This window comes from Methylibium sp. T29, from assembly GCF_000576205.1.
Classification (GTDB): domain Bacteria; phylum Pseudomonadota; class Gammaproteobacteria; order Burkholderiales; family Burkholderiaceae_C; genus Methylibium; species Methylibium petroleiphilum.
Genome location: NZ_AZND01000357.1, coordinates 1 through 2,792 on the forward strand (window position 1 = coordinate 1; position 2,792 = coordinate 2,792).

A 2,792-nucleotide genomic window follows, 5' to 3' on the forward strand; every position below is an offset into this window, starting at 1 on the left:
CCTCGCCGCGCGCGAGGTCCTCGCCGGCAAGGCGGCGGTTGTCGCCGGTGCGCACCACGCCGGCGGGCAGCGTGACGGCGCCGTCGGCGACGCTGGTGAACTCCTGCGGCACGACGGTGTCCAGGCCGGCCGGCATCACGGCACCGGTCATGATTCGCACGCATTCGCCCGCGGCCACGCGGCCCTCGAACTGCTGGCCGGCAAAGCCGGTGCCGGCCAGGCGCAACGTGGTGGGCTGGCCGTCGCGCAGATCGGCACCGCGCAACGCGTAGCCGTCCATCGCCGAGTTGTCGTGCGCCGGCACATCGATCGGCGAGATGATGTCGTGCGCCAGCACGCGGCCGAGCGCACTGCGCAGCGCGAGCTGCTCCACCGCGCCGACTTTCGGCACGAAGCGCGCGATGAAGTCCTGCGCCTGCGCCACGGCCAGCGTATTGGGGTCGTAGCCGGCGATGCAGGAGGCGATCTGTTCGATCGACGGCAGGGCGGAGGGGGTCGGTGAGTCCATCGTCAGGGCGCGTGCTTCACAGCGTGAGCTGCATGTGTGCGCGATCGAAGTAGTGTTCGCCGCGCGCGTCGACCAGCCGCACCGCGCGCGGCAGCAGGCCGTAGCGGCGGAAGCCCGCACGTTCGTACAGCCGCAGCACGCGGTCGCTCGAGGCGGTGACGCTGAGCACGATCATCTGGAGGTCGGCGGCCTGGTGCGCCGCGGTGACGCAGGCGCCGACCAGTGCGCTGCCGATGCCGTGGCCGTTGTGGGTGGGCAGCACCATCAGCCCGATCAGCCGGCTGATGTGGCGGGTCTTGTTGCGTGTGTCGCGCTCGAGGCCGACCGATCCGACGAGCCGCTCGCGTCCGCCGTCTTCCTTGACGAAGGCGCCCAGCAGGAAGCTGCCGCCCAGCGGCTCGTTCAGCCCGAGCCGGCCCAGATAGCTCTCGGGCGTGCGCAGGCGCTGGCTCTCGTGGTCGGAGGTGAAGGCCTCGGGGTAGAGGCGCAGCGCCTCGTCGCGCAGGTTCTTGTAGGCCAGCAGGTCGGCCGGACCCAGGCGCCGGATCACGGCCGGCTGCTGCGCGCTCGGGCGCCGGGCGAGGGTCGGCTCAGACACGCTGCGTCTCCAGCCGGCGCAGTTCGTCCAGCGTGTTGGCGTTGAAGAACGGGGCGGCGTCGAAGTCGACCATCGCGCAGCGGTGCTGCGCCGTCCAGCGGTCGATCTTGCGGCCCCCGGCGTGGACGAAGCGGACTAGGCTTTCCAGCAGGGTGGAGCGCAGCAGGCAGAACACCGGCTGGGGCCGTGGCGCGCCGGGAGCGTCGGCGCTGTCGGGGGCGCGCACCATCGCGAGCTCGGCGTCCTCGGCCTCCAGTGCGTGGGCCAGGCGAGCCACCAGATCGTCGGGGAAGTCCGGCGTGTCGCAGGGCACGGTCACGACGAACGGCGACTCGGCACGCTCCAGCCCGACCAGGAAGCCCGACAGCGGCCCGGCGAAGTCAGGGTCGGTGTCGGGCCAGACCGGCACACCGAAGCTCTCGTAGGCGGCCAGGTTGCGGTTGGCATTGATCATCGTCGTCCCGACCTGGGGTTGCAGCCGCATCAGCGCGTGCAGCGCGAGCGGGATGCCTCGGTAGGGCTGCAGGCCCTTGTCCACGCCGCCCATGCGGCTGCCGCGCCCGCCGGCGAGGACGACACCCGTGATGTGTTCGGCGCCGATCATCGCGCTCGTGCCTCAACCACCGATGTAGCTCATCTCGACCTTGGCGGCCGCCGCCTCTGCGCCGGCCGCACTGCCGCGCAGTTCGGAGTAGCGATCGTCGCGGCCCTGCCAGATCTGTCCGATCGCCGCGGCGATCTGCCGGTCGTCGTAGGCGGCCGGGTCGCGCAGCAGCGCGCGCAGGTCGTGGCCGCGCTGCGCGAACAGGCAAAGGTAGAGCTTGCCCTCGGTCGACAGGCGGGCGCGGTTGCAGTCGCCGCAGAAAGCGTGCGTGACGCTGGAGATCACGCCGATCTCGCCGCGGCCATCGGCATAGCCCCAGCGCTCGGCGGTCTCGCCCGGCGCGGTGGGCTCGAGCGCACGCAGCGGGAAGACCTCGTGGATGCGCTGCACCACCTGCGCCGAGGGCAGCACCTCGTCCATGCGCCAGCCGTTGGTGATGCCGACATCCATGTATTCGATGAAGCGCAGCACCACCCGGCCGCCGAACCGTTCGCGGAAGAAGCGCGCCATCGGCACGATCTCCTGGTCGTTGGTTCCGCGCTTGACCACCATGTTGACCTTGATCGGCGCCAGCCCCGCGGCGATCGCCGCTTCGATGCCGGCCAGCACGTCGGCCACCGGGAAATCGACGTCGTTCATGCGGCGGAACACGGCGTCGTCGAGTGCATCGAGCTGACAGTGACGCGCCGCAGCCCGGCCATGCGCAGCGCCACCGCCTTGCGCGCGAGCAGCGAGGCGTTGGTGGTGAGCGTCAGGTCGAGCGGCTCGCCGTCGGGCGTGCGCAGCGCCGCCAGTTGCGCGACCAGGATCTCGAGGTTCTTGCGCAGCAGCGGTTCACCGCCGGTCAGGCGAATCTTGCGCACGCCGTGCAGCGTGAACAGGCGCGCCAGCCGCGTGGTTTCCTCGAAGCTCAGCAACTCGCCGTGCGGCAGGAAGCGGTGGTCCTTGTCGAACACTTCCTTGGGCATGCAGTAGCTGCAGCGGAAGTTGCAGCGGTCGGTGACCGAAATGCGCAGGTCGTGCAGCGCGCGGCCGCGGCGGTCGCTCAGCAGCCCGCTCGGCGGCGGCGCCTGCACGGGCAC

General features: G+C 71.2%; 2 protein-coding genes and 2 pseudogenes. All 4 read right to left on the minus strand.

Annotated elements, in window-relative coordinates; genetic code table 11:
- A pseudogene (locus x551_RS20760) lies at positions 1–508 on the minus strand (molybdopterin molybdenumtransferase MoeA); the annotation flags it as partial.
- Between the two features lie 16 nt (positions 509–524).
- Complete coding sequence (locus x551_RS20765) at positions 525–1,106, minus strand: GNAT family protein (protein WP_011830110.1); 582 nt, start codon at positions 1,104–1,106, stop codon at positions 525–527.
- Entirely contained in the window at positions 1,099–1,710 is a 612-nt protein-coding gene (gene mobA / locus x551_RS20770; protein WP_036234724.1) for a molybdenum cofactor guanylyltransferase MobA, read from the minus strand. The genes x551_RS20765 and mobA overlap by 8 nt, the downstream gene beginning before the upstream one ends.
- A gap of 12 nt (positions 1,711–1,722) precedes the next feature.
- Positions 1,723–2,792, minus strand: a pseudogene (gene moaA / locus x551_RS20775) (GTP 3',8-cyclase MoaA).